Genomic DNA, 24,569 nt, shown 5'->3' with positions numbered 1-24,569 from the left:
CTCCTTGAATCCATGCGCCCCAAACGGCCTGAAACCCGTCCTTGTTCCGGGTGCGCACCAAAACCCTTTCAATCAGGCGTTGTGAAACGGCGATGAATGCGCTTATGGGGAGGCAGGCCGATGGACCCGCTCCCTCCCATACCCTGGATCGACGTCGCGATCATCCTTGCCCTGGTCGCGCTCAATGGCGTGTTCGCCATGTCCGAGCTTGCGATCGTCTCTGCGCGCAGGGCGCGGCTGGAGGCGATGGTGCGCGCCGGGCGGCGCGGGGCGCAGACTGCGCTCAACCTGGCGGCGGATCCGGGCAAGTTCCTCTCGACCGTCCAGATCGGCATCACCCTGATCGGCATCATCAACGGTGCCTATTCGGGCGCGAGTCTGGGGATGCCGATGGCCGCGCGGATCGAGGCGCTGGGAGTCGAGGCGGAGCTGGCCGAGACGATCGGCTTTGCCATCGTCATTGCCTTCACCACCTACGCCTCGCTCATCATGGGCGAACTGGTCCCCAAACAATTCGCGCTGCGCTCGCCCGAACCGATCGCGGTACTGGTCGCGACGCCGATGCTGTGGCTGGCCTGGCTCACCGCGCCGGTCGTGTGGGTGCTGGACCAGAGCAGCGCGCTGGTGTTCCGCCTGCTCGGCCTGAAGCGCGAATCGGAAAACCGCGTCACCGCCGAGGAATTGCACATGATCGTCGCCGAAGCGACGCATTCCGGCGTGATCGAGGAGCATGAGCGGTCGATCATCTCGGGCGTGGTGCGGCTGGCCGATCGCCCCGTGCGCGAGGTGATGACGCCGCGTACCGATGTCGACTGGATCGACGTCAATCTGGACGAGGGCGCGATTCGTTCGGCGCTGGCGGCGACGCCGCATACCCGGCTGCCGGTGGCGGACGGATCGGTCGATGCGGTGATCGGGGTGGTGCAGGCGCGCGACGTGGTCACCGCGCTGATCGAGGGGCGACCGATCGATCTGCGCGCACTGATGCAGACCGCGCCGGTGCTGCCGGACCAGGTCGATGCGATGGATGCGCTCGGCGCGCTGCGCCGCGCGGCGGTGCCGATGGGCTTCGTCCATGATGAATACGGGCATTTCGAGGGGATCGTGACCCCGGCCAACCTGCTCGCGGCGATCGCGGGCGAGTTCCTGTCCGACGCCGATCCGGGCGACAATCCCGCGATCACGGTGCGCGAGGACGGGTCGCTGCTGGTATCGGGCCAGCTTGCGGCAGACACGCTGGCGGAGCGGATTGGGATCGATCTGCCCGAGGATCGCGACTATGCGACCGTGGCGGGGCTGGCGCTGGCGGTGCTCAAGCGGCTGCCGCATGAGGGCGAGACGTTCGTCGAACAGGGCTGGACGTTCGAGGTGGTCGATATGGACGGCCACAAGATCGACAAGCTTCTGGTGACCGAGATCGCCGAGCCGGCGTGACCTAATCGGCTTCGTTTTCCCGCGCCGCCAGCGCGTCGGCTTCGTGTTCTTCCTGCGCTTCCTTCCACCGGCGATGCAGATGGCGCCCCCACCAGAGGATCGCGATGGCGCCCGCTGCGCACAGGGCAATTACGAGGAAATGGGTGACGGTCACCCATGCGAACATTTCGGCCATGCCGGCCGGAGGCACATAGGGTTTGTCGCTGTCCATTTCGTCGCCTCCCCGCTCGCACGCATAGCATCAATGCGCGGAAGCGGGGAAAGGTTCGTATGGGGGTTCAATTGCCCTCGGCGCTGCGCACCTGCTGTACTGCCGCGAGTTGAGCGAGCTTGAGGAACTCGTTGCGCCAATAGCCCTGGGGGTTGCCGGCGAGGCCGCGAATGTCGGCGAAGCTGTAGCTGCCCAGATATTTGTCGCCGCGCAGCTTCTGCCCGAACGCCGCGACCGCGACGGCGAAGGCCATGTCGCCCGACGGTGCGGGCGCGGCGCGCAGCAGCGATGCGGGAACCGGCTTTTCGATCAGTTTCGATGCGGTTTCACCGGGCAATTTATAGCGCAATTTGACGAAGGCGAGTTCGCCGCCCTTGCCAGCTGGAGCAGGCGGCTGGTTCGCCTCATAGCGGCGATCGGGCAGCCATCCCTTTGCGCCCGCCGGAACGACCTCGTAGATCGCGGTCACCTGATGCCCCGCGCCGATGTCGCCAGCGTCGACCGCATCATTGTCGAAATCCTCCTCGGCCAGCGCGCGATTCTCGTAACCGATCAGGCGATATTGGCTGACCTGTGCGGGGTTGAACTCGACCTGGACCTTCACATCCTTGGCGATGGTGAAGAGCGAGGCGCTCAGCTCGTCGTCGAGCACCTTCTGCGCCTCCATCGCGCTGTCGATATAGGCGTAGTTGCCGTTGCCGAGATCGGCGATGCGCTCCATCAGCGCCTCGTTGTAATTGCCCTGGCCGAAGCCGAGCGTGGTGAGGGTGACGCCGCTGTCGCGATATTTCCTGACCATCGCCTCCAGCGCCTTGTTGTCGCTGACGCCGACGTTGAAGTCGCCATCGGTGGCGACGAAGATGCGGTTGATCCCGCCCTTGATGAAATTGGCGCTGGCGATGTCATAGGCGAGCTGGATGCCCTGTGCCCCTGCGGTCGAGCCGCCGGCTTCGAGACAGTCGAGCGCGGCGCGGATATAGTTGGGGCTTGAGGTGGGTTCGAGCACCACGCCCGCGGCGCCGGCATAGGCGACGATCGAGACGCGGTCCTTTGCCGTCAGCTTGTCGGCGAGCAGGGTCAGCGCCTGCTTTACCAGCGGCAGCTTGTCCGCGCTGCTCATCGATCCCGAGACATCGACGAGGAAGACGAGGTTCGCCGCCGGGCGCCCCTGTGCGGTCACGTCATAGCCGCGCAGGCCGATGCGGACGAGGCGGGTGTCGGGATTCCACGGGGTCTTCGCGACGTCGGTGGTGACGCTGAACGGCTGTTGGCGCGAGGCGGGCAGGGGGTAATCGTAGCGGAAATAGTTGATCATCTCCTCGGTCCGCACCGCTTCGGCCGGAGGGGTCTGCCCCTTCTGGAGGAAGCGGCGGACGTTGGAATAGGCGCCGGTGTCGACATCGACGGAGAAGGTTGAGACGGGCGCGGTCGCGACCGCTTGAACCGATGCGACGTCCTTCCCCGCATGGCGTTCGCGGTTGTCGGCGCTGCCATAGGGGGCGGCCTGCGCGACGACGCCAGGGGCCATGCGCTTGGCGGCGAAATCGGCGGTCGAACCCGGAGGGGGCGGCGCCGACATGACCGGCGGCGGCGGAGCCATCGGGAGCGGCGGCGGGGGCGGTGGAGGCGGCGCATAGGCGCGGCCGCTCGCCCCGCCGCGCGGGCGAATGCCGGTCGCGGCGCCGGGGCGATAGGGGCTGCCGATCTTGCACCGCACGGGCGAGTCATTGTCGGCGCGGGTCGGCGCCGGACGCGGCTTTTGCGGCGTGGCGACCGGCGGCGGCGGCGCGGCGGCGCCGAGCAACAGCGAAAGCGAAACGAGGGCGGCGGTGCGCTTCATGGGACTTCCCCTTTGGTCGCGAATGACACGACCGGGGGTGCTCCGCGCGGGATGAGCGGTGCATGAATAGGTTATGGTGTTACATCGGCTTGACTGAACCTGTCAGAATTGCGGGGGCGGGTGCCAGGTCGCGGACGGCCTACGACCGCTATCGGCGGCCGGTCGGAACGTCGTATAATGGGTGGGAAGCCGCCGTTACGTAATCCCCATCAAGGCCAATGCAAAAAGCACCGTCGAGGTCAGACCAAGCAGGCTTCTGACATTGTGGAGCCGCCCCCAAGACAAAAGCAAAGCTCGTGTGTGCGGGCCTGCCTGCTTCGGAAGGACCGCCTTCAATCGCTTGTTCGTTGGCATGATCGCTACAAGCGTGAATGGCCAGTTGCCAAGAAGCACGATGCTCCCGGCGATCCACAACGATTGTCCCGAGAAGTACCAAGCCGCCAATCCACATATGCCGCCGACAATCGCTAGACCCGACTGTATCGGCAGTGCCTTGGCGTAACTTGGCTGCTATTGCGCGAGCAGCGCTTCGTCGTTCAACAGCAGGCGGACCGGGTGTTCGACCAGACTGATGTATCCCGCCGCGCCGGTAAACAGAGCGGCGGACGTCAGGGCGACAATTTCAAATAGAAACATGAGTAGTCCTCGGCTTCAGCCGGAGGAGGCGCGGTTCATACAGCCAGCGTCTCCCCAAGCAAATTGGGTCAACGCCGCGGCTGAGAAGAACCCACAATGTGGGCGCAGGAGCTACCGACCTGCTGCTCTATTTTCGGCTCTCACGCAGTGCACGGAGGTTCGTGACGGATCAAGCTATTCGTGACGGATCAAGCTAAATGTCCGCAATGGGGTCGGAACCCAGACCGCATTCATGAATCGGCTGCCTAGCCTCCTGTGGCTTGGGGCAGCTCCACTTTGACCGCGTGCGTCGGCATTGGGACCAGCAGAAGGAGCAAGCCGCTCGCCAACCCGAGTGCGCCCCAGACATAGTTTCGTCGGCGGAAGTCCACCATGCTCCGGGCCACGCAATAGACGCACGCGCCGATCACTGCGGCGCTCCAGAGCAGTGCCGGGTTCATTCACTCCGTTCCCGCGCCACTTCGCGCCAGCCGATGTCGCGGCGGGAAAAGCCGGTGGGGAAGTCGATCGCATCGACCGCGCGATAGGCGGCTGCCTGGGCCTCCGTCACGCTGGCGCCGGTGGCGGTGACGGTGAGGACGCGACCGCCGACGGCGACGAGCGTATCGCCATTCAGCTTGGTACCCGCCTGAAATACCTTTGCGCCGGTCGCTTCGGCTTCGGCGATCCCGGCGATCGCGCCGCCCGCTTGCGGCGTACCGGGATAGCCGTTCGCCGCCATCACGACGGTCAGCGCGGTGTCCGCGCTGAATTCCGGGGTGGGGTGATGGGCGAGCGTCCCAGCCTCGGTCGCGATCATCGTTTCGAGCAGATCGCCCTCGAGCCGCATCATCAGGACCTGACATTCGGGGTCGCCGAAACGGGCGTTATATTCGATCAGCTTGGGGCCGGCATGGGTGAGCATCAGGCCCGCATACAGCACGCCCGAATAGGGCATCGAGTCACGCGCCATCGCCTCGACGGTGGGGCGGATGATCGTGTCGATCGCCTCTTCCTCGAGCTCGGGGGTCAGGACGCGGGCAGGGCTGTAGGCGCCCATGCCGCCGGTATTGGGGCCGGTGTCGCCATCGCCGACGCGCTTGTGGTCCTGGGCGGAGCCAAAGGGCAGAATCGCGGTGCCGTCGGTCAGCACGAACAGGCTCGCCTCCTCGCCATCCAGAAACTCCTCGATCACCGCTTCGCCGCCGGGCTTGTCGAAGATCGCGGCGATGGCGGCTTCGGCCTCTTCGTCGGAGAAAGCGACGGTGACGCCCTTGCCTGCCGCGAGGCCGTCGGCCTTGATCACCACCGGCCGGGGGAAGTCGCGGGCGAGGGCGAGGCGTGCGGTGTCGAGATCGGCGACGCGGACATAGCCTGCGGTCGGAATATTCTCGCGCGCGCACAGATCCTTGGTGAAGCCCTTCGACCCCTCCAGCTGCGCTGCGGCCTGGCTGGGGCCGAACACCGGGAGGCCGGCGGCACGCAACGTATCGCTCAGGCCATCGACCAGCGGTGCCTCCGGGCCGATGACGACGAAGCCGATCAGATGGGTTCGGCAGAAGTCGATGACGGCGGCGTGATCGGTCAGCGGTACATCGTGGCACAGCGCATGGTCGGCGATTCCGGGGTTGCCGGGAATCGCATGGAGGCTATCCAGCCGGGGCGATTGCGCGAGCTTCCAGGCCAGCGCATGTTCGCGGCCACCCGACCCAAGCAACAGGACGTTCATGCCAGATCCCTTCGACGATACCGATCTTCCGCGGCTCGTAGCCGAGGGGCGGGAAGGGGACAATGATGCGCCGCTCTCCGTCGGCGAATTGTCGCTGAAGCTGAAGCGGATGGTCGAGGGCGAATTCGGCCATGTCCGCCTGCGCGGCGAGATTTCGGGATTCAAGCGCGCGGCGTCGGGCCACGTCTATCTGGCGCTGAAAGACGCTGATGCGGTGATCGACGGCGTCATGTGGCGCGGCGCGGCCGACCGGCTGCAGTTCCGGCCACAGGACGGGATCGAGGTCGTCGCGACCGGCAAGCTGACCACCTATCCCGGCCGGTCGAAATACCAGATCGTGATCGATCGCATGGAACTGGCCGGCGAAGGCGCGCTGATGGCGCTGTTCGAGAAACTGAAGGCGCAGCTGGCGGGCGAGGGGCTGTTCGACGTGGCGCGGAAGAAGCCGCTGCCCTTCGCGCCGAGGGTCATCGGCGTCGTCACCTCGCCCACCGGGGCGGTGATCCGCGACATCCTGCATCGGCTGGAGGATCGCTTCCCGACGCATGTGCTGGTGTGGCCGGTCAAGGTGCAGGGCGACGGCGCGGCGGCGGAGGTTGCGGCGGCGGTACGCGGGTTCGACGCGATGCCTGCCGATGGCCCGGTGCCGCGCCCCGATCTGGTGATCGTCGCGCGCGGCGGCGGGTCGATCGAGGATCTGTGGGCGTTCAACGAGGAGGTGGCGGTGCGCGCGGTCGCCGCCTGTTCGATCCCGATCATCTCGGCAGTGGGGCATGAGACCGATACCAGCCTGTGCGATTTCGCGGCGGACATGCGCGCGCCGACGCCGACCGCTGCGGCGGAGATGGCGGTGCCGGTGCGCGCCGAACTGGCCAATGGCATCGCCAGCATGGGGCTGCGCGCCGAGCGGTGCGCGCGGCGCTATCACGAGCGAGCGGGCGAGCGGCTCTCGGCGCTGGTCCGCGTGTTGCCCAGGCGCGACGCGCTGCTGGGGCCGCAGCGGCAAAAGGCCGACGATCTGGGCGCGCGGCTCGATCGCGGGCTGGAGCGGCGGGTGACGCTGGCGCGCGGCGTGCTCGACCGGGCGGGCGGGGCGCTGCGCCCGGCGGTGCTGGAGCGCAAGCTCGACGCGCTGCACCACCGGCTGGACGGCGCGGGCAAGCTGCTCGACGCAGTCCATCCCGACAAGCCGCTCCAGCGCGGCTATGTCCGCGTCGGCGCAAAGGCGAGCGGCAAGGTGATCGCGAGCGCGGCGGATGCGCGCGCGGCGGGCGCGCTGACGCTCCATTTCCGGGATGGTCCGGTTGACGCGCGGGTTGAGCGTGGCGGCGGCAAACCCTATGCTGGCGACAAGCCCGAACAGCCCGACCTGTTCTGACCCCAAGCGAAGAGTGAGCGTTGCCATGCTGATGTCGTCCAATACCGCCCGTCCGGCGCGACTCCATTTCATGGCCAACGGCTTTCGCGTGCTTACCCCCGGCGACCATGTCGTGTGCGGAGTGAGCGGCACGGCGATCCCGCTCGATGCGCTGCGTTACTGGAGCGTGGCGAAGCAGGAAGCCTATGCGTCGGCCGACATCGCGACAAAGGCGATGGCAACGACGTGAGGAAGATCGGGGGGACGATCGCCGCCGGGGTTGCGCTGGTGCTGATGGGCACCTGTTCGATGGCGCCGGAGCCGATGGCGCACACCGCGTCCGCGCCGCCGCCCGTTGCGGAGCCGGTGGTTCAGGCGCGCGGGGCGCCGAACCGCAATGATTTCAGCTTTGACGGGCCGATGATCCAGGGCGGTACGGTGCTCGGCACCGTGCCCGCGCTGACGAGCGGCCTGACACTGGACGGGCGCGCGGTTCCGGTTGCGGGGGATGGGCGATTCCTGATCGCCTTCGACCGCGATGCGGGGGCGCGGGCCGAACTGGTGGCGACGCGGGTCGATGGCAGCGCGGTGCGCAGGACGCTGTCGATCCAGCCCCGCGCATGGCGGATCGAGCGGCTCGACCGCTTGCCGCGCTATTCGCAGCCCAGCGCCGAGTTCCAGCGCCGCCGCCCCGGCGAATTGGCGCAGATCAACGCCGCGCGGGCGAAGTCGCACGACATCCATGGCTGGCGACAGGAGTTCATGTGGCCGGTCACCGGGCGCATCTCCGGCCTGTTCGGGTCACAGCGCATCTACAAGGGCGAGCCCGGATCCTATCATTCGGGCGTCGATGTCGCCCGGCCATCGGGCACACCGGTGATCGCGCCCGCCGACGGCGTCGTCATCCTGGCTGCGCAATCGCCCTTCACGCTGGAGGGCAAGCTGCTCATGCTCGATCATGGCATGACCCTCAACAGCGCCTTCCTGCATCTCTCGCGGATCGACGTGAAGGTCGGTGATGTGGTGCGGCGCGGCCAGCGGATCGGCGCGGTCGGCGCGACCGGCCGCGCGACCGGGCCCCATCTCCACTGGGGCATGAAATGGGGCAGCGCGCGGATCGACCCGCTTCTCATCGCCGGAACGATGCCGGTGACGGCGGATTGAACAAGCTGTTCCCCGGCCTGCGCCGGGGAACAGCTTGTGCCGACTTCGGATCAGACCGGCGTCAGTACCAGCCCGCCATCGCCTTCGCTCACCTTTACCGTCGCGCCGTCCTTCACCTCGCCGCGAAGGATCGCGTCGGCGAGCGGGTCCTGAAGGTAGCGCTGCACCGCGCGCTTCAGGGGCCGCGCGCCATAGACCGGATCGTAGCCGACGCGGCCCAGCCAGTCGCGCGCCTCGGGCGTCAGCTCCAGAACGATCTTGCGATCCTTGAGCAGATGGCCCAGCCGGGCGACCTGGATGTCGACGATCGGCGCCATTTCGTCGCGGCCAAGGCGATGGAACAGCACGATCTCGTCGAGGCGGTTGAGGAATTCCGGGCGGAAATGCGCGCGGACGATCTCCATCACCTGCGGTTCGACGCTCGACACGTCCTGCCCGTCCTCGAGTTGCGTCAGGAACTGGCTGCCGAGGTTCGATGTCAGCACGACGATCGTGTTGGTGAAATCGACCGTGCGGCCCTGTCCGTCGGTCAGGCGGCCGTCGTCGAGCACCTGGAGCAGGATGTTGAACACGTCGCCATGGGCCTTCTCCACCTCGTCGAACAGGACGACCTGATAGGGGCGACGGCGCACCGCTTCGGTGAGCACGCCGCCTTCCTCATAGCCGACATAGCCGGGAGGGGCGCCGATCAGCCGGGCGACGCTGTGCTTCTCCATGAACTCGCTCATGTCGATGCGGACCATCGCGCTTGAATCGTCGAACAGGAATTCGGCGAGCGCCTTGGTCAGTTCGGTCTTGCCGACGCCGGTCGGGCCGAGGAACAGGAAGCTGCCGAGCGGGCGGTTGGGGTCCTGAAGCCCTGCGCGGCTGCGGCGCACGGCGGTCGAGACGGCCTTCACCGCCGCCGCCTGGCCGATCACGCGCTTGCCGAGCTGTTCCTCCATCGCGAGCAGCTTCTCGCGTTCGCCCTCCAGCATCCGGTCCACGGGAATCCCGGTCCAGCGGCTGACGACGCCGGCGATGTCGTCGGCGGTCACTTCCTCGCGCAGCATCGCGCTGCCGGTGGTGGCCTGTGCCTCCTCCAGCTGCTTGGTCAGCGACGGGATCGTGCCGTAGTTGAGCTCGGCCATCTTGGCGAGGTCGCCCGCGCGCTGCGCCTGTTCGAGTTCGAGGCGCGCGGCGTCAAGCTGCTCCTTGATCTTCGCCTCCCCCGCGATCTTGTCCTTCTCCGCCTGCCAGCGCTGGGTCAGTTCGGCGGATTGCTGTTCGAGATTGGCGAGTTCGTGGCGCAGGTTGACGAGCCGGTCCTGCGACGCGGCGTCGGTTTCCTTGGCGAGCGCCATCTCCTCGATCTTGAGCTGGACGATGCGGCGGTCGAGAGTCTCGATTTCCTCTGGCTTGCTCTCCACCTCCATGCGGATGCGCGAGGCGGCCTCGTCCATCAGGTCGATCGCCTTGTCCGGCAGGAAGCGGTCGGAGATGTAGCGGTTCGACAGGGTCGCCGCCGACACGATCGCGCCGTCGGTGATCCGCACGCCATGGTGCAACTCGTATTTCTCCTTGAGCCCGCGCAGGATCGAGATCGTGTCCTCGACCGTCGGCTCGCCGATGAACACGGGCTGGAAGCGCCGCTGGAGCGCCGGGTCCTTCTCGACATATTTGCGATATTCGTCGAGCGTGGTCGCGCCGATGCAGTGCAGCTCGCCGCGCGCCAAGGCGGGCTTGAGCAAATTGCCGGCGTCCATCGCGCCTTCGGATTTGCCCGCGCCGATCAGCGTGTGCATCTCGTCGATGAACAGGATGATGTCGCCCTCGGCGCCCTTCACCTCGTCGAGCACGCCCTTGAGCCGTTCCTCGAACTCGCCGCGATACTTTGCTCCGGCGATCAGGCTGCCCATGTCGAGCGCCATCAGCCTGCGGTCCTTGAGCGTGTCGGGGACATCGCCATTGGCGATGCGCAGCGCGAGGCCCTCGGCGATCGCGGTCTTGCCGACGCCGGGGTCGCCGATCAGCACGGGATTGTTCTTGGTGCGACGGGCGAGGATCTGAATGGTGCGGCGGATTTCCTCGTCGCGGCCGATCACCGGGTCTAGCTTGCCGTCCTTGGCCGCTTGCGTGAGGTCGCGGGCGAATTTCTTGAGCGCGTCGTAGCGATCCTCGGCCCCCGCCGTATCGGCGGTGCGGCCGCCGCGCAGCTGATTGATCGCCGCGTTGAGCGCTTCGGGCTTCACCCCGGCGGCGGCGAGCGCACGCCCGGCATTGGTGGTCATCGCAAGGGTGAGCGCGAGCAGCATCCGCTCGACCGTGACATAGCTGTCGCCCGCCTTGCCGGCGATCTGCTCGGCCTGATCGAGCACGCGGACGGCGTCATTGTCGAGGCCGGGGGCCTGTTGCGCGCCGCTGCCGGTCACCGCAGGCACGCGCGACAAGGCGGCGTCGGTTTCCGCGACCGCGCGCTTCGCGTCGCCGCCCGCCGCCTGGATCAACCCTGCGGCCATGCCCTGCTCGTCCTCCAGCAGCGCCTTGAGCAGATGTTCGGGGCTGATCCGCTGATGGTTCATGCGGATGGCGACCGTCTGGGCCGACTGGAGGAAGCCCTTCGCGCGGTCGGTGAATTTTTCGAGATTCATATGCGTCCCTGCCTTTCATCCAGCGAAATAGTGTTGCAGATTTGCAACACAAGGGCTGCGCGCGCCGAAATCCGCCGCTGGGCAATGCTGGTCCTTTCGTTGCTGGCGAGCAAGGCGGCCCCGCTTCCCGGGGTTGCACCCCTTCGACGGACCGGTATGTTGTTGCGATCGATACAGTTCACTCCGGGAATTTCCGTACATGAAATCAGCATTTGCCAGCCTGACCGCGCTCGCGGTCGTGCTCAGCGCACCGGTCCATGCCCAGCAGGTCGCAGCGCCGAAGGTCGAAGCGGTTCCCGTCGCCGATCTCGTGAAGCGCGTCGATATTCCCTATGAGGAGTTCCGCCTGGACAATGGCCTGCGCGTGATCGTCCATACCGACCGCAAGGCGCCGATCGTCGGCGTCGCGGTCTGGTACAATGTCGGATCGAAGCATGAGCCCAAGGGCAAGACCGGCTTTGCGCATCTGTTCGAACATCTGATGTTCAACGGGTCGGAGAATTCGCCGGGCGAGTTCTTCGAGCCGCTCAAGGAAGTCGGCGCGACCGACTATAACGGCACGACCAATTCGGACCGGACCAATTATTTCCAGACGGTGCCGCGCGCGGCGCTCGACCGGGCGCTGTTCCTGGAGAGCGACCGGATGGGCTATCTGCTCGGCGCTGTGACCCAGGCGAAGCTCGACGAGCAGCGCGGTGTCGTCCAGAATGAGAAGCGTCAGGGGGACAACCAGCCCTATGGCCTGCTGCGCTACAAGGTGAGCGAGGGGCTGTTCCCGGAGGGGCATCCCTATCGCCATTCGACGATCGGTTCGATGGCCGATCTCGACGCCGCCAGCCTTGAGGACGTCAAGAACTGGTTCCGCCAATATTATGGCCCGAACAACGCCGTGCTGGTGCTGGCGGGCGATATCGATGCCGCGACCGCAAAGCCGCTGGTCGAGAAATATTTCGGCAAGATCGCGCGCGGCCCGACGATCAGCGATCCGGCGATCACCGTTCCCACATTGCCCGCGCCCAAGGTCGAGGTGATGAAGGACCGTGTCGCGGTGACCCGCATCTATCGCATGTGGGCGGTGCCGGGGATGCGCGACGCGGACTCGACCGTGCTCGACGCATCGATCGGCGTGCTGGGCGGCCTCGCCAGCTCGCGGCTCGACAATATCCTGGTCAAGGACGAGAAGCTGGCGGTGAGCGTCGGCGCCTATAACCAGAGTCTGGCGCAGGCGGGTCTCGTGCTCATCTCCGCGGACGTCCGCCCCGGGGTCGATGCGGCCAAGGTGGGCGAGCGGCTGGACGCGATCATCGCCGATTATCTCGAGAATGGTCCGACCGCAGAGGAGCTGGAACGCTACAAGACGCGTACCGCTTCGTCGCGCATCCGCGGGCTTGAATCGGTCGGCGGCTTCGGGGGCAAGGCGGTGACGCTCGCCTCCGGCGCGATCTACATGGACGATCCGGGCTATTACAAGAAACAGCTGGCGCAGCTTGCCGCCGTGACGCCCGAACAGGCGCGCACCGTGACCGCCAAATGGTTGTCGCGGCCCGTTTACGCGCTGACCATCGAGCCGGGCGCGCGCGAAGCCTATGCCGAGGCTGCGAGCGCCGCGAAGGTGCCGGTCAAGGAAGCGCCCGAGGTGGTGAAGGGCACGCGCGGGCCGCTGCCCGGCGTCGCCGAGGTCAAGGACATCGACTTCCCGGCGATCACACGCGCCAGGCTCTCGAACGGGATCGAACTGGTCTATGCCCAGCGCGATGCGGTGCCGGTGACCCAGGCGGTCATCACCTTCGATGCCGGGACCGCATCCGATGTCCCGGATGCCCTGGGCACCGAAGGGATGACGCTGTCGCTGCTCGAAGAAGGCACGAAGAGCCGCAATTCGATCCAGATCGCCGAGGCGCAGGAGCGGCTGGGCGCCGGAATCAATGTCGGTAGCAGCGCGGACCGCGCCTATATCTCGATGTTCACGCCGAGCCCGAACCTGGCCGGCGCGCTCGAACTGACCGCCGATATCGCGCGCAACCCGAGCTTCCCGGCGAACGAGCTCGAGCGTGTGCGCGGCCAGATGCTGGCGACGATCGCGCAGGTTAAGGCGAACCCGGCGGGCCTGGCACAGATGGCGATGCCGCCGCTGTTGTACGGCAAGGAGTCGCCTTATTCGAAAACCGCCGCGATCGGCGGCGATCCCGAGGCGGTCAAGACGCTGAAGCGCGAGGATCTGGTCGGCTATTACAATGCCTGGATCCGCCCGGAAAAGGCGAAGATCTTCGTCGTTTCCGACCGTCCGATGGCCGAGGTCAAGGCGGCGTTCGAGGCGAAGTTCGGCGACTGGAAGGGCGAAGGCGCCCCCGGCAGCAAGGTATTCGCCGCCAAGCCGCAACAGGCCGCGCCGAAGATCCTGCTGATCGACCGGCCCGATTCGCCGCAGTCGCTGATCTATGCCGGACAGATGACCCCGGTCGATCCGTTCGGCGACCCGATCCCGCTCGCCACCGCGACCGAGGTGCTGGGTGGCGACTTCCTGTCGCGCATCAACATGAACCTGCGTGAGGACAAGAGCTGGTCCTATGGCGCGCGCGGTGGGGTCAACCGTTACGAGCACGCCGTGCCGTTCCTGATCCAGGCGCCGGTCCAGGCCGACAAGACCGGCCCGGCGATTGCCGAAATCCAGCGCGAGCTGGCCGACTATCTGGGCGACAAGGGCATCACCAAGGCCGAGTTCGACCGCTCCGTCATCAGCGCGATTCGCAAGATGGCGGGCCAGTATGAAACCGCGGGCGCGGTGCTGGGCGCGATGCAGTCGAACGACTTCATGCGCCGCCCGGACGATTACCAGGACGGGCTCGCGAAAAAATATCGCGCGCTGACCCAAGCCCAGGTTGACGCTGCGGCACGCGCGGCTCTCGACCCCAAGCGGCTGGTCTGGGTGGTCGTGGGCGACGCGGCGAAGGTGCGCGATCAGCTTGACAGCCTCGGCCTGCCTGTCGAGGTGGTGAAGCCCGAGTCCGTCGGCGTCGCGGCCGGCGGTAACTGAGGCGACACCGGATTACAGGAGAGACGAGCATGGCGAATGTCGATGGCAACTGGGATACCGTCACCCACTCCCCGATGGGCGACCAGAAGGCGACGCTGACCGTCAACAGCGCGGGCGACAGCTTCACCGGCACCTATGCCGGGGCGATGGGATCGACCGAGATCAAGGACGGCAAGGTCGATGGCGACAAGCTGAGCTGGTCGCTGGACATCACCGTGCCGATGCCGATGACGCTGACCTGCGAAGCCACGGTCAATGGCGACGCGATCAACGGCACCGTGACCGCGGGCGCGTTCGGCAGCTTCCCGATGGAGGGCACGCGCGCCTGATCGTAGCTCCCGTGCGATGAAATAGCCCGCTTTCCGCGAGGGAGGCGGGCTTTTTCGTTCCCGGCGGCAACCAAGTGGCGCTGGTGCGTTGTCCACCCTGAACACAGGGAGACTTCACATGCTGCGTGCCGCCTTCATCTTCGCGATCATCGCGCTCGTGCTCGGCCTGCTCGGCTTCGGCGGGATCGCCGGCGTCGCCTGGGATATCGCGAAGATCCTGTTCTTCATCGCGCTCGCGATCGCCGCGGTTTTCCTGATCCTGGGTGTCACCATCTATAAAAAGGTGACCTGACGCGTTCGGGCTGAGTTTCATCCGCCTGTTCCCCGGCGGAGGCCGGGGCCCAGGATCGACGGATACCAGGCGGCATCCCGCCCCTGAGACTGCTCGCAACTGGCCCCGGCCTGCGCCGGGGAACATTCGGTTCCGCCCGAATAGGCTTCTAGAGTCGTTTTCAGCAGAGCTGAATCGGCACCGGCCCGCTCCCCCACCCGGCCACCCATAGAATACACTTCCGTTGGGTGGCCGGGTGGGGGAGCGGGCCGGTGCCGCCTGACTGAAAACGACTCTAACGCAGCCGCGTTCCCACCAGCGTCCCCTTCGTCCCGCCATCGGCGATGCGAAACTCGAAATCGGGCCAGCGTGCCCGCCAGCGCGCAGCAACCACGCGCTCGCCGGGACGGCGGGCGTCGTCGAGCATCACCGTGCCGCCGACCGGGATGCGGTCGAACAGCACCTCCGCCGCGCCGCGCGTATAGGGGTGGATCGACCAGGAGGGGCCGTCCACGACCAGCAGGTCGATCTGCGGGGGCACGTCCACCGCCTGGTACCAGGCGCCCGGCCAGCCGCGCGGGCTGGCCCCGAGTTCGGCGAAACGCAGATCGGCGGCGATGCCTTGTTCGGCGAGCCATTCAGCGGTCGCGGCGACGAACCCCTGATTCTGGTCGAAGCTGATGAGCTGGCCATGGCCGTTACGCTGCAACGCGCGGCCGATGACGAGGCTGGAGGCGCCCATGCCGAATTCTACGACCGTGTCGGGCCGCCGCGTCTCGACATGGTCGGCGAGCATGGTGAGCAGCCCGGTATCTGCCTTCCAGCTGCCGAGATAGGGGAGCGCGTCGGGGGCGAGGCCGAGCCGTTCGATCAGCGCCGCTTTGTGCGCCCGCGACCCGCCCGAAAGGCTGCGCAACAGCCAGGGCCAGCCGATCGCGCCGAAAAGCAGGACATGGGCGGTGTCCGAAATCGACCGTTCGAGATCGCGCGTCGCCGCATCCGCCAACGGTAGCAGCGGCGTTAGGTTGCGTGAGGTCATTCGCTCTCCTTGGGGGCAGTCTCACGCATTCGGCAACATGCCGGAGCCGGAACGGTCCTTATCAACGGTCAGCGCCGCACCCGCGTCACATGGCCCATCTTGCGGCCCGGGCGTGCGTCGTTCTTGCCATAGAGATGCAGATGCGCGCCGGGTTCGGCAAGCAATTCGGCCCAGGCATGGACATCGTCGCCGATCAGATTGCGCATCTCGGCCGATGTGCCGGTCAGGCCGACTGCACCGAGCGGCAGGCCCAGCACCGCGCGGACATGGTTTTCAAATTGGGAGGTTTCCGCCCCCTCGATCGTCCAATGGCCGCTATTATGCACGCGCGGCGCCATTTCGTTGAACACCGGGCCGTCGGCGGTGGCGAAAAACTCGCAGGTCAGCAGCCCGACATGGTCGAGCCGCTGGGCGATGGCCATGGCGAGCGCGGCGGCGTCCCGCGCCTGTTCGACCACTGCGGCAGGAGCCGGAACGGTCGAGCGCGCGAGGATACCGCCCTCATGCTCATTATGCGGCGGCGGATAGGCGATGCTGGCGCCGTCGGTGCCGCGCACCAGCAGGATCGAAAATTCATGGGTGAAGTCGACAAAGCCTTCGAGCACGCAGTCGCGCCCGTCCATCGCCGCCCATGCCGCTTCCGCATCGGCGGGGCTGGCAAGACGGATCTGCCCCTTGCCGTCATAGCCCTCGGTCGCGGTCTTGAGGATTGCGGGGGTGCCGATTTCGGCGAGCGCGGCGTCGAGTTCGGCGCGTGAGGACACCGCCCGCCAGGGTGCGGGACGGCCGCCGCACTCCTCCGCCAGCTGCTTCTCCCGCCAGCGATGCGCCGCGGTTTCGAGCGAGGCGCGACCCGGGCGGACGGGCGCGTGAGCGGCGACGCTATCGACGGCGGCAGGATCGATATTCTCGAACTCATAGGTGACCGCCGCGCAGTCCTTCGCAAATTCGGTCAGCGCTGCTTCGTCGTCATAGGCTGCGCAGGTGAAGGCGGCGGCGACGTCGCAGGCGGGGCCGCTTTCGGGGGCGTAGATATGGACGCGATAGCCAAGCTGCGCCGCCGCGACCGCGATCATCCGGCCAAGCTGACCGCTGCCGAGAATGCCAAGGGTATTGCCGGGCGGGATCGCAGTCATTCGGACGTGGTCACGCGGGGTCGGTCGCGACGCTATCGGTCTGGCGCCCGCGCCACGCCTTGAGCCGTTCGGCGAGGTCCGCGTCACCCGTCGCGAGGATCGCGGCGGCGAGCAGGCCGGCATTGGTCGCCCCCGCCTTGCCGATCGCTAGCGTGCCGACGGGGATCCCGCCAGGCATCTGGGCGATCGAGAGCAGGCTGTCCATGCCGTTCAGCGCCTTGGACTCCACCGGCACGCCCAGCACCGGCAGGTGCGTCATCGATGCCGCCATGCCGGGCAGATGCGCCGCGCCACCCGCGCCCGCGACGATCACCTTCAGCCCGCGATCGGCGGCACCGGTGGCATAGTCATAGAGCCGCTGCGGGGTGCGGTGGGCCGACACCACTTTGGTTTCGTGCGGCACGCGGAGCGTATCGAGAATATCGGCGGCGTGGCGCATCGTCTCCCAATCGGAGGTGCTGCCCATGATAATGCCGACCAGTGGTGCGTCCGCCATTCGCCTGCCCTGAAGAGTACGGGAAAGCGTCCCCCTAATGGCGTGCGGCTTTGGACGCAATGGACGGGAAGCGGCGCACGCGCGATGCGCTATATCTGCGCGCATGAGCAGCATCATCTCCGACGACGAAGCCTGGGCCGCATTCGAACGCCGCGACCGCGCCTATGACGGGCGGGTGATCGCAGGCGTGCTGACCACCGGCATCTATTGCAAGCCGAGCTGTCCGGCGCGGCACCCGCTGCGCACCAATGTCGTGTTCTTCCCCGATACCGAGAGCGCGCGGGCGACGGGGCTGCGCGCGTGCCTTCGCTGCAAGCCCGACGAGATCGGGCGCGAGCGGATCGCGGTGGCAAAGGCGGTCGCGCTGCTGGAGGGTGCCGAGGACTCGCCGGGGCTCGACGCGCTGGCAGCGCAGGTCGGCTATGCGCCGCATCATTTCCAGCGGCTGTTCAAACGTGCGACCGGGGTCACCCCGGCGGCCTATGCCCGGGGGCTGCGCGCGCGCCGCGCCGCCGCTGCATTGGATGCGGAGGGAAGCGTGACCGAAGCGATTTACGAAGCGGGCTATTCGGCACCAAGCCGCTTTTACGAAACCGCTGCCGACCGGCTGGGGATGACCCCCAGCGCCTGGCGCAATGGCGGGGCGGGGGTGACGATTCGCTGGACGGTGGCGGATACCAGCCTTGGGCCGCTGCTGATCGCGGCGACGGACAAGGGGCTGTGCCGCGTCGCGTTTGACGAGGACAGCCTTGCGCTCGCGACGCGCTTTCCGCGTGCGGAGATTGCACAGGGCGGCGCGGCGCTCGCCGATCTTGCAGCGCGGGTGGTGGCCGAGGTCGAGCAGCCGGGACGGCACACCGACCTGCCGCTCGATGTGCGTGGCACCGCGTTCCAGGAGGCGGTGTGGCAGGCATTGCGCGCGATCCCCCCCGGCGAGACGCTGAGCTATACCCAGCTCGCCATCGCCGCCGGTCACCCCGGCGCGGTGCGCGCGGCGGGGACGGCGTGCGGCGCGAACAACGTCGCCATCCTCATCCCCTGCCACCGTGCCCAGCGCAGCGACGGGACCATGGGCGGCTACGCCTATGGCGTCGACCGCAAGAAGGTGTTGCGCGCGCGGGAGGGGATCGAAGACTGAGGACGATCAATCGACGCTGCGGCGCATCCGATAGGTGCCGGGGCCATAGCCGCCGCCTCCGACGATCGCGAAGCCCTGCGCCATCCAGAAACGTTCGGCGCCATTGACCGCGACCAGGCTGACCTCGCAATGCCCCGCCTGCCGGGCGAGATCGAGGACGAGCCGGGTCGCAGCGCTGCCTGCGCCATGCCCGCGCGTCGCGGGGAGCAGAGCGATATCGTGCAGATAGAAGCTGTCGGCATCCTCCGGGATCGCGCCGAGCAGCACCCCCAGCGCAGGCGCGGCCGCGCGATGCCAGGGATGGGCGACGAGCAGGCCTGCGACGCCATCGCCCTGTTCCCATATGAAGCAGCCTGCCGGCCATAGCCGCAGCCGCTCGGCATAGACCTCCTCGGACTCGGCATAATCGCCATGTACCTCGGCCGAGATCGCCGCCACGGCGGGCAGCTCGGCGACCGTCATCGCATGCCAGCCCATGCTAGTCCGCAGACTTGCAGCTATAGACCAGCCGTTCGTTGAAAATCTGGGGCAAAGCGGTGCGGATCGCCTGCTGGCGCGACGCCAGGTCGGCGCGGGCGGCGGGATCGGTGCTGCAGGCCTTCACCTTGACCTCTGCGCGGCGCTTGCGTGCCTCCTCCATCTGGCGCGCGGACAGCAGGTAGCGCGTCGTCGAATAGGTGCGCGTCGTCGGCGCATATTCGAGGACGGAGACCGCCTGTTCCTCGTCGGGCACCAGGATGCGCTGCCAGTTCTGCCCCGCCTCGGCATATTGGGTGCGGCCGTTGACGCAGCCATCGGCGTTGATGTCGATCGCCACATCCTGCGTATCGGATACGGTAATGCGCGAGCGGGCCGGATCGATGGTGCAGACCATCTTGCCCAGCCCTCCGGGCTGCGCGACCGGCGGGGGAATCGCCACGCGCGCACCGCCATCGATCGCCGCGGGGTCGAAGGCCGGGCGGAGGATGAAGGTGACGACCGACGCCACGATCAGCGCGCCGCCGCCCACCGCCGTGTAAATCGCCTCGCGCTTCTGTTCGCGGGTCAGCAACAGCCCGGCAATGCCGAGCGTGAACGCGCCGAACACCAGCAGCAGCGCGGCCCCGGCCATATAGTTCTCGCGCATCACGATATTCTCGGACCGCGCCCGCTGGATGGCGTTGTCGCGATCCGCCGCCGCCACTGCCGCCGCCTCGCGCTTGCGCAATTCCTCCGCCTCGCGCGCCTGCTCGGCGGCGCTGCGGTCCTGTGCCAGCCGCTCGGCGATGCTGGTACAGGCGACGCCATTGGCGGGCATTGGCTGCTTCGCTTCGCGGAGGAAAGCGGCGACCTCCTCGTTCGCGATGGCGAAGCCGAAACTGGCATCGCCATCGTCGGCACGGGTCAGCGCGGCATTGACGCCGAGCACGCGCCCGCAGGAATCGAGCAACGGCCCGCCCGAATTGCCCCGCGCAATGCCCGCAGTGTGGAGCAGCACCCGCACCCCCTGAAGATCGCGGCGCCCCGAAAACACGCCCTGCGACCGGATCGGGGTCAGCGGCGTGATGAAGTCCGCCGCCGATCGCGCGGTGGCGAGATCGACATTGCCCGGATAGCCGAGCGCGATCATCGAATCGCCCTCATTGACCGGCCCGGAATAGAAGGTGAGCGGGGGCAGGCGGATGCCGGCAAATTCGATCAGGGCAAGGTCGCGGTCGCTGTCGATCGCGATCAGCCGCCCCTGAAAGGTCTTGTCGCCCTCCGACGGGACGACGCCGATCACGACATTGCCGGGATAGCGTTCGGCTGCCTCGACGACATGGGCGTTGGTGAGCACGCGGTTGGGGGCGACGGCAAAGCCGCTGCCATGGCCGAAACCGACGACTTCGCCTTCGATCGTCGCGATGGTGACGATCCGCACCACGCCCCGCCCGGCCGCCGAGATATCGTCGGCGCGGGCCGCGAACGGCCAGACGCACAGCATGGCGAGCAGGATCAGCCAGCGAACCATGCCGTGCATCGTGCCCTCAGTTTCCGGCGGTCTTGCCGCCCTTGGCCTCGTCCTGCTTCTTGAGCAGGCGATCATACATTTCGCGGGGCGTCTCATAATCGGTCTGGCCCAGCATCGCATAGGTTTCCTTGGCCTTGTCCCGCCGCCGCTTCTCGCCCGGCGACAGCTCGCTGTCCGGCTTGATCGTATAGGCGAGCGGACGGATCACCGCGATCGCTTCGGGGATCATGTCGCGATCCTCATAATCCTTCGCCACCTGATAGCGCAGGTCGTCGTCGTTCGGCACGAGCTTGAGCGCATAAGCGAGGCCGTTGAGCGCGCCGGCGGGCGGCGGATAACGACCCTCGGCGACGAAGCTGTCGTAATAGACCTTGTAGAAGCGCGGGGTGTCGGGTGACGCCTTGATCGCGGCGGCGATATTGGCGCGTGCGGTTTCCCATGCGTCGGCATCGGTCGATTTGGCGGCGGCGAGCCGCTGCGTCGCGAGCTTGCCCTTGAACATCAGCGCGCCCGGATCCTTCGGAGCGACCGCGATCCAGCGGTCCAGCGCCGCCTGTGCCTCGGCTGCGTTGCCCGCAAGGTCCTCGGTCTCGGTGAGAACCGCGAGCGCGAACGGATCGTTCGGGAACTTCGCCGCGCCCTCGCGCACCCGGCGGACGAAGCTCTCGCGGTCGCTCTTGGCGACACCGCCGCTCAGCCGCTGGTCTTCGTCGAGCAGTTCGTTCTCGGCGGGCGTCGTCGCGCGAATCGCGATCTCGCCCGTCGGGATCGGTTTGAACGAGATTTGCTGGGTGCCGATCTTGCCCTGACGCGCATAGGCCTGAAGCTCGCTGTTGAGCGCGTCGAGCGTGGCACCGTATCCCGCCTTGGCGGCGTCGGCATAGGTTTCGCCCCGGTTGATCGCGGCGAGATAGGTCTGAAGCTGCTTGTTCCGTTCGCTGTTGACGAAGGAATAATGGGTCAGCAGCCAGCCCTGCGCATAGAGCGATCCGATCTGGTCGCCCGCATCGGCATAGCTGCGCGCGGTGAGCAGCTTTTCCATCGGCATCCAGGGCGAGCGCGCAATCTGCGTCAGGCGCGAGGTCTGCGGCAGGCCGAAGCGGACGAGGTCAGCCTTGTCGCTGGTCTCGATCTGGAACCCGCCCCAGAATTCCGCGAACCCTTCCGAATACCATGAGGGGTATGCGGCGGGCGAGTATTGGAACATGAAATGGTGGGTCAACTCGTGATAGAAGACGCCATCCGCCTCGAACGCATCGTCGGCGGCGCTCAGGCGGCGGGCGGAGCGCATCTTGGTGCTGCGGATCCCCCGGCGCGGCGTCACCAGGAACGGGCCGCGCAGCACCGGATTATAATAGCCGCCGACGCCATAGGACGGGAAGGGGAGCGTCGCGACCACGGCGGGCACGTTCGCGACCATATAGACTTTGAGCTTCACCGGCGATGGCGGCACGTCCTTCTTGCCCTGCACCACGGCCTGCACGAAGGCGAACTTCTCCATATTCTCGGTCGCGGTGCGCAGCTCTTCCTCGGAACCCTCGCTGAACACGATGAAGTTCTTCGATTCGGCACGCTTCCAGTCGGCATGGGCGATTCCCGGCGCGACCAGCGTCGCGCAAATCGCCAAGAGCTTGAAATTCATTGGTAACCCGTCCCCACTATCTGATGGGCCAAGGGTATTGGGTGGCCCCCGGCGAGGCAAGGCAAAAGCCCGGCCTTTCCGGCGTTAGACTCGTTTTCGGCTTGGCTGAACCGGCGCCGGCCCGCTCCTCACCCGGCCACCCATCGAAGATACCGTGTGGTTGGCCGGGTGGGGGAGCGGGCCGGCGCCGCGCAACTGAAGACCAGTCTACAGGAAATTATAGGGGTCGACGTCCACCACCACGCGCACCTTGGCCGACCAGTCCACCCCGCCCAGCCAGTCGCGGATCACATCCTGCACATCCAGCGCGCGGCGGGCGTGGACCAGCAGGCGAAAACGGTGGCGGCCGCGCAACATCGCCAGCGGAGCGGGAGCGGGGCCGAAGACCTGCATCGCCTCCACCTGCGGCGCGCTGCGGCCGATCGCGCGGGCGGTCTCCAGCGCCGCGTCCTTGTCCTCGCTCGACACGATGATCGCGGCATAGCGGCCAAAGGGCGGGGCACCCGCCTCGCGCCGCGCCTCGGTTTCCGCCGCATAGAACCCCTCTGCATCGCCGCTGACCAGCGCCCGCATCACCGGCGCCTTGGGGCTGTGCGTCTGGATCAGGACATGGCCCGGCTTTTCGCCGCGTCCGGCGCGCCCCGCGACCTGGCAGATTTGCTGGAAGCTGCGCTCCGCCGCGCGCAAATCGCCGCCCTCCAGCCCCAGATCCGCGTCCACCACCCCGACCAGGGTGAGGTTGGGGAAGTGATACCCCTTGGTCACCAATTGCGTCCCGACGACGATGTCGATGTCGCCCGCCTCCATCCGGTTGACGAATTCCGCCGCCTTGGCCGGGGACCAGATCGTGTCCGACGTGACGATGGCTGTCCTGGCGTCCGGGTACAGCGCCGCCACCTCGTCCGCGATCCGCTCGACGCCGGGGCCGCACGCGACCAGGCTGTCCTCGCTGTCGCATTCGGGGCAGGCGCGCGGCGTCGGGATGACATGCCCGCAATGGTGGCAGGCAAGGCGGCTGATCAGCCGGTGCTCGACCATCCAGGCGGTGCAATTGGGACATTGAAAGCGATGTCCGCAGGTGCGGCACAAGGTCAGCGGCGCATAGCCGCGCCGGTTGAGGAACAGCAGCACCTGTTCGCCGCGTTCGAGCGTCGCGTCGATCGCCTTGACCAGTTTCGGCGCCAGCCAGCGCCCGCGCATCGGCGGTTCCGCGATCAGGTCGATCGCCTCGATCGCCGGCATCTCCGCCGCGCCATAGCGACCGGGTAGCTTGAGTTCGGCATAGCGGCCCAGCGCCACCTGCTGCCGCGTCTCGATCGCCGGGGTCGCCGATGCCAGCACCACCGGACACGCCTCGAAATGCCCGCGCATCACTGCCACGTCGCGGGCGTGGTAATGGACGCCTTCCTCCTGCTTGAAGCTCGTCTCATGCGCCTCGTCGACCACGATCAGGCCGAGATTGGGATAGGGCAGGAACAGCGAGGACCGCGCCCCCACCGTAACCAGCGCCTCGCCACTGGCGATCGCGCGCCACGCCCGGCGCCGCTGTGACTGGCGCAGGCCCGAATGCCACGCCACCGGCTCCACCCCGAAGCGCGCGTGAAAGCGTTTGAGAAAGGGCTCGGTCAGCGCGATTTCGGGCAGCAGGACCAGGCTCTGCCGCCCGGCGCGGATCGCGCTCGCCACCGCCTCGAAATACACCTCGGTCTTGCCCGAACCTGTGACGCCGTCGAGCAGAAAGGGCTGAAACCGCTGCGCATCGACCGCCTCGCACAATGTCGTCGCGGCGGCGCGCTGGTCGGCGGACAGGTCGGGCGGGGCATAGGCGGGGTCGGGCGCGGGATAGGGGCTGTCCAGATCGACCGCGACCCCCTCGATCGCGCCGACCTTGACGAGGCCACGGATCACGCCGTCCGATACGTCGGCAATCGCGGCCAGTTCGCGGATCAACCCCTGCCGGTCGCCAATCCGCGCCAGCGCCTGTTCGCGCTGCGCGGTCATGCGGTCGGGCACTTCGCCGGTCGCGCGATATTCGACGATCGTCTTGCCGCCCTCCAGCGCAGACGTGGAACTGAGCGCCATTCGCAGCACCGAAGCGAGCGGGGCGAGATAATAGTCCGCCGTCCATTCGATCAAGCGCCGGAGCGGCGCCGGGATCGGCGGCGCATCGGCGACGGCGAGCAGGTTGCGGAGGCGATTGTCGCCTACCTCCTCGGTCGGCAGTCGCTCGGCTTCCCACACCACCCCGATCAACTGGCGCGGGCCGAGCGGCGCGACCACGATCGACCCCGGCTCGACCGCCATGCCGCGCGGGACGCGATAGTCGAGCGGGCCGAGCGCGCTGTTGAGGACGATGACACGGGCGCGGGACATGGGGGTCCATATCGGGATTCGGGCGGGCGGCGCAAACCCGGTCGATGACCCGGTTGATGGGATGTCTGTCGTTTTTGATGCGCCCAAGGGCGCATGTGCGGTGCCAGCCCGCTCCCCCACCCGGCCACCCATCGAAGATAC

The 24,569-nt window shown here is 67.3% G+C and carries 21 protein-coding genes; 8 read left to right on the top strand and 13 right to left on the bottom strand.

Annotated elements, in window-relative coordinates:
- The first annotated feature begins 120 nt into the window (after positions 1 to 120).
- Entirely contained in the window at positions 121 to 1,434 is a 1,314-nt protein-coding gene (locus FPZ54_RS11260) for a hemolysin family protein (RefSeq protein ID WP_145847274.1), read from the top strand.
- Position 1,435: 1 nt separating this feature from the next.
- Here the strand turns inward: FPZ54_RS11260 and FPZ54_RS11255 are convergent, their stop codons facing one another.
- The 5 genes from FPZ54_RS11255 to purD form a co-directional block, all read right to left on the bottom strand.
- A complete protein-coding gene (locus FPZ54_RS11255) occupies positions 1,436 to 1,645 on the bottom strand; it encodes a hypothetical protein (protein WP_145847272.1) in 210 nt (69 codons plus the stop codon).
- Positions 1,646 to 1,712: 67 nt separating this feature from the next.
- On the bottom strand, positions 1,713 to 3,485 hold the full coding sequence (locus FPZ54_RS11250; RefSeq protein ID WP_145847268.1) for a vWA domain-containing protein: 1,773 nt from the start codon (positions 3,483 to 3,485) through the stop codon (positions 1,713 to 1,715).
- A gap of 195 nt (positions 3,486 to 3,680) precedes the next feature.
- On the bottom strand, positions 3,681 to 3,950 hold the full coding sequence (locus FPZ54_RS20475; RefSeq protein ID WP_422396573.1) for an anthrone oxygenase family protein: 270 nt from the start codon (positions 3,948 to 3,950) through the stop codon (positions 3,681 to 3,683).
- Positions 3,951 to 3,995: 45 nt separating this feature from the next.
- The gene (locus FPZ54_RS20345; RefSeq protein ID WP_277872290.1) at positions 3,996 to 4,121 is read right to left on the bottom strand and encodes a hypothetical protein; all 126 of its coding nucleotides are present in this window, start codon (positions 4,119 to 4,121) and stop codon (positions 3,996 to 3,998) included.
- Positions 4,122 to 4,557: 436 nt separating this feature from the next.
- Positions 4,558 to 5,829 carry a phosphoribosylamine--glycine ligase gene (gene purD, locus FPZ54_RS11235; RefSeq protein ID WP_145847265.1) on the bottom strand — a complete coding sequence of 424 codons (1,272 nt, stop codon included), beginning with the start codon at positions 5,827 to 5,829 and terminating at the stop codon, positions 4,558 to 4,560.
- Between purD and xseA the strand changes: the two genes are divergently transcribed.
- From xseA to FPZ54_RS11220, 3 genes are read left to right on the top strand one after another with little or no spacing between them, the layout of a single operon-like run.
- Positions 5,828 to 7,207 carry an exodeoxyribonuclease VII large subunit gene (gene xseA / locus FPZ54_RS11230; RefSeq protein WP_145847263.1) on the top strand — a complete coding sequence of 460 codons (1,380 nt, stop codon included), beginning with the start codon at positions 5,828 to 5,830 and terminating at the stop codon, positions 7,205 to 7,207. The genes purD and xseA overlap by 2 nt on opposite strands.
- Before the next feature lie 31 nt (positions 7,208 to 7,238).
- The gene (locus FPZ54_RS11225; protein WP_422396572.1) at positions 7,239 to 7,436 is read left to right on the top strand and encodes a DUF2093 domain-containing protein; all 198 of its coding nucleotides are present in this window, start codon (positions 7,239 to 7,241) and stop codon (positions 7,434 to 7,436) included.
- Positions 7,437 to 7,480: 44 nt separating this feature from the next.
- Positions 7,481 to 8,350 (top strand): peptidoglycan DD-metalloendopeptidase family protein, encoded by an 870-nt coding sequence (locus tag FPZ54_RS11220; RefSeq protein ID WP_422396571.1) that lies wholly within the window; start codon positions 7,481 to 7,483, stop codon positions 8,348 to 8,350.
- A 50-nt stretch (positions 8,351 to 8,400) separates the two neighbouring features.
- On the opposite strand, the gene clpB is transcribed toward FPZ54_RS11220, so the two are convergent.
- Positions 8,401 to 10,980 (bottom strand): ATP-dependent chaperone ClpB, encoded by a 2,580-nt coding sequence (gene clpB, locus FPZ54_RS11215; RefSeq protein ID WP_145847261.1) that lies wholly within the window; start codon positions 10,978 to 10,980, stop codon positions 8,401 to 8,403.
- Between the two features lie 199 nt (positions 10,981 to 11,179).
- Between clpB and FPZ54_RS11210 the strand changes: the two genes are divergently transcribed.
- The 3 genes from FPZ54_RS11210 to FPZ54_RS11200 all read left to right on the top strand — a co-directional run bounded on the left by FPZ54_RS11210 (position 11,180) and on the right by FPZ54_RS11200 (position 14,635).
- The gene (locus tag FPZ54_RS11210) at positions 11,180 to 14,014 is read left to right on the top strand and encodes a M16 family metallopeptidase (RefSeq protein WP_145847259.1); all 2,835 of its coding nucleotides are present in this window, start codon (positions 11,180 to 11,182) and stop codon (positions 14,012 to 14,014) included.
- Between the two features lie 29 nt (positions 14,015 to 14,043).
- Complete coding sequence (locus tag FPZ54_RS11205) at positions 14,044 to 14,343, top strand: hypothetical protein (protein WP_145847257.1); 300 nt, start codon at positions 14,044 to 14,046, stop codon at positions 14,341 to 14,343.
- A gap of 118 nt (positions 14,344 to 14,461) precedes the next feature.
- Positions 14,462 to 14,635 (top strand): DUF1328 domain-containing protein, encoded by a 174-nt coding sequence (locus tag FPZ54_RS11200; RefSeq protein WP_145847255.1) that lies wholly within the window; start codon positions 14,462 to 14,464, stop codon positions 14,633 to 14,635.
- A gap of 274 nt (positions 14,636 to 14,909) precedes the next feature.
- Here the strand turns inward: FPZ54_RS11200 and FPZ54_RS11195 are convergent, their stop codons facing one another.
- The 3 genes from FPZ54_RS11195 to purE form a co-directional block, all read right to left on the bottom strand.
- Positions 14,910 to 15,653 (bottom strand): class I SAM-dependent methyltransferase, encoded by a 744-nt coding sequence (locus FPZ54_RS11195; RefSeq protein WP_145847253.1) that lies wholly within the window; start codon positions 15,651 to 15,653, stop codon positions 14,910 to 14,912.
- A 68-nt stretch (positions 15,654 to 15,721) separates the two neighbouring features.
- Positions 15,722 to 16,789: a 5-(carboxyamino)imidazole ribonucleotide synthase gene (locus FPZ54_RS11190; protein WP_145847251.1), complete on the bottom strand. Its 1,068-nt coding sequence runs from the start codon at positions 16,787 to 16,789 to the stop codon at positions 15,722 to 15,724.
- A 10-nt stretch (positions 16,790 to 16,799) separates the two neighbouring features.
- Positions 16,800 to 17,285, bottom strand: a complete 486-nt coding sequence (purE, locus tag FPZ54_RS11185) for a 5-(carboxyamino)imidazole ribonucleotide mutase (protein WP_145847249.1) — start codon at positions 17,283 to 17,285, stop codon at positions 16,800 to 16,802.
- Between the two features lie 103 nt (positions 17,286 to 17,388).
- On the opposite strand from purE, the gene ada reads away from it, so the two are divergent.
- A complete protein-coding gene (gene ada, locus FPZ54_RS11180; RefSeq protein WP_145847247.1) occupies positions 17,389 to 18,423 on the top strand; it encodes a bifunctional DNA-binding transcriptional regulator/O6-methylguanine-DNA methyltransferase Ada in 1,035 nt (344 codons plus the stop codon).
- A gap of 6 nt (positions 18,424 to 18,429) precedes the next feature.
- Here the strand turns inward: ada and FPZ54_RS11175 are convergent, their stop codons facing one another.
- The 4 genes from FPZ54_RS11175 to FPZ54_RS11160 all read right to left on the bottom strand — a co-directional run bounded on the left by FPZ54_RS11175 (position 18,430) and on the right by FPZ54_RS11160 (position 24,428).
- Positions 18,430 to 18,900: a GNAT family N-acetyltransferase gene (locus tag FPZ54_RS11175; RefSeq protein ID WP_145847245.1), complete on the bottom strand. Its 471-nt coding sequence runs from the start codon at positions 18,898 to 18,900 to the stop codon at positions 18,430 to 18,432.
- A gap of 1 nt (position 18,901) precedes the next feature.
- Entirely contained in the window at positions 18,902 to 20,422 is a 1,521-nt protein-coding gene (locus tag FPZ54_RS11170) for a trypsin-like peptidase domain-containing protein (RefSeq protein WP_338419508.1), read from the bottom strand.
- A 7-nt stretch (positions 20,423 to 20,429) separates the two neighbouring features.
- Positions 20,430 to 22,055, bottom strand: coding sequence for a hypothetical protein (locus FPZ54_RS11165; protein WP_145847244.1), 1,626 nt, complete (start codon positions 22,053 to 22,055; stop codon positions 20,430 to 20,432).
- 207 nt (positions 22,056 to 22,262) lie between these two features.
- Positions 22,263 to 24,428 carry a primosomal protein N' gene (locus tag FPZ54_RS11160; protein ID WP_145847243.1) on the bottom strand — a complete coding sequence of 722 codons (2,166 nt, stop codon included), beginning with the start codon at positions 24,426 to 24,428 and terminating at the stop codon, positions 22,263 to 22,265.
- Positions 24,429 to 24,569 lie beyond the last annotated feature (141 nt).

The sequence above is a fragment of the Sphingomonas suaedae genome (genome assembly GCF_007833215.1).
Taxonomy (GTDB): domain Bacteria; phylum Pseudomonadota; class Alphaproteobacteria; order Sphingomonadales; family Sphingomonadaceae; genus Sphingomonas; species Sphingomonas suaedae.
This window is presented reverse-complemented; position numbering and strand designations above follow the sequence as displayed.

Coding starts and splice junctions, on each gene's coding strand:
- purE (WP_145847249.1), bottom strand. CDS start 17,285: ATGGCGGACGCACCACTGGTCGGCATTATCATGGGCAGCACCTCCGAT.
- FPZ54_RS20345 (WP_277872290.1), bottom strand. CDS start 4,121: ATGTTTCTATTTGAAATTGTCGCCCTGACGTCCGCCGCTCTGTTTACC.
- FPZ54_RS11200 (WP_145847255.1), top strand. CDS start 14,462: ATGCTGCGTGCCGCCTTCATCTTCGCGATCATCGCGCTCGTGCTCGGC.
- FPZ54_RS11260 (WP_145847274.1), top strand. CDS start 121: ATGGACCCGCTCCCTCCCATACCCTGGATCGACGTCGCGATCATCCTT.
- FPZ54_RS11175 (WP_145847245.1), bottom strand. CDS start 18,900: ATGGGCTGGCATGCGATGACGGTCGCCGAGCTGCCCGCCGTGGCGGCG.
- FPZ54_RS11255 (WP_145847272.1), bottom strand. CDS start 1,645: ATGGACAGCGACAAACCCTATGTGCCTCCGGCCGGCATGGCCGAAATG.
- FPZ54_RS11250 (WP_145847268.1), bottom strand. CDS start 3,485: ATGAAGCGCACCGCCGCCCTCGTTTCGCTTTCGCTGTTGCTCGGCGCC.
- FPZ54_RS11210 (WP_145847259.1), top strand. CDS start 11,180: ATGAAATCAGCATTTGCCAGCCTGACCGCGCTCGCGGTCGTGCTCAGC.
- ada (WP_145847247.1), top strand. CDS start 17,389: ATGAGCAGCATCATCTCCGACGACGAAGCCTGGGCCGCATTCGAACGC.
- xseA (WP_145847263.1), top strand. CDS start 5,828: ATGCCAGATCCCTTCGACGATACCGATCTTCCGCGGCTCGTAGCCGAG.
- FPZ54_RS11225 (WP_422396572.1), top strand. CDS start 7,239: ATGTCGTCCAATACCGCCCGTCCGGCGCGACTCCATTTCATGGCCAAC.
- FPZ54_RS11165 (WP_145847244.1), bottom strand. CDS start 22,055: ATGAATTTCAAGCTCTTGGCGATTTGCGCGACGCTGGTCGCGCCGGGA.
- clpB (WP_145847261.1), bottom strand. CDS start 10,980: ATGAATCTCGAAAAATTCACCGACCGCGCGAAGGGCTTCCTCCAGTCG.
- FPZ54_RS11195 (WP_145847253.1), bottom strand. CDS start 15,653: ATGACCTCACGCAACCTAACGCCGCTGCTACCGTTGGCGGATGCGGCG.
- FPZ54_RS11170 (WP_338419508.1), bottom strand. CDS start 20,422: ATGCACGGCATGGTTCGCTGGCTGATCCTGCTCGCCATGCTGTGCGTC.
- FPZ54_RS11205 (WP_145847257.1), top strand. CDS start 14,044: ATGGCGAATGTCGATGGCAACTGGGATACCGTCACCCACTCCCCGATG.
- purD (WP_145847265.1), bottom strand. CDS start 5,829: ATGAACGTCCTGTTGCTTGGGTCGGGTGGCCGCGAACATGCGCTGGCC.
- FPZ54_RS11160 (WP_145847243.1), bottom strand. CDS start 24,428: ATGTCCCGCGCCCGTGTCATCGTCCTCAACAGCGCGCTCGGCCCGCTC.
- FPZ54_RS11190 (WP_145847251.1), bottom strand. CDS start 16,789: ATGACTGCGATCCCGCCCGGCAATACCCTTGGCATTCTCGGCAGCGGT.
- FPZ54_RS11220 (WP_422396571.1), top strand. CDS start 7,481: ATGGGCACCTGTTCGATGGCGCCGGAGCCGATGGCGCACACCGCGTCC.